This window comes from Clostridium fessum, from assembly GCF_003024715.1.
Taxonomy (GTDB): domain Bacteria; phylum Bacillota; class Clostridia; order Lachnospirales; family Lachnospiraceae; genus Otoolea; species Otoolea fessa.
Genome location: NZ_PYLO01000031.1, coordinates 1 through 679 on the forward strand (window position 1 = coordinate 1; position 679 = coordinate 679).

Sequence of the window (679 nt, forward strand, 5' to 3'; positions counted from 1 at the left end):
GCCTTAGTTTGTGGGAAAAGGGAGAACTGAGAGGAAAACCGAAGCTGGTCTGTGAGAATCATGCGATGCCGGTATTTTATCGGGATGTCATGTATAAGGAAGCAGAACCGGGAGAAGATGCGGCACATTTAAAGCTGTTTGATGGGCGGGAGTGGAAGTGGTTTCAAGTAAAATTACTTCATACCGATATGGAATATCTGCGAAAAAAATGGAGTGGTAAAAAGGCATCTGCCCCTACTTTGGAAAGGAAACATCATAAATATTTCCTTCGGTTTTCATACACAGAGGAAGTAAGCTTATCAAAAACAGATGTAAAAGAGCAGGTGATATGCAGCGTTGATTTAGGAATCAATACGGATGCGGTCTGCAGCATCATGCGTGCAGATGGCACTATCCTGGGACGTAAATTTATAAATTTCTCCAGTGATAAAGACCATTTGTATCATGTGCTTGGCAGAATCCGCCGTTTTCAGAGGGAACATTCCTCCAGACAGGTCCAAAGCCGATGGGATTATGCAAAAAGGCTGAATATGGAGCTGTCCCGCAAAATAGCTGCGGAGATCACGAAATATGCCGCAGAGTATCAGGCAGGTGTAATTGTGTTTGAGTATCTGGAAATGCAGGGAAAAATATCCGGAAAAAAGAAACAAAAGCTTCATTTATGGAGAAAGCGGGATAT

1 protein-coding gene is annotated in these 679 nt (G+C 42.9%); it reads left to right on the forward strand.

From position 1 onward, the window contains the following. Positions 1–679, forward strand: a 679-nt coding sequence (locus tag C7U56_RS16095; RefSeq protein ID WP_477100013.1) for a nuclease/transposase family protein, incomplete at both ends; no start/stop codon positions are given.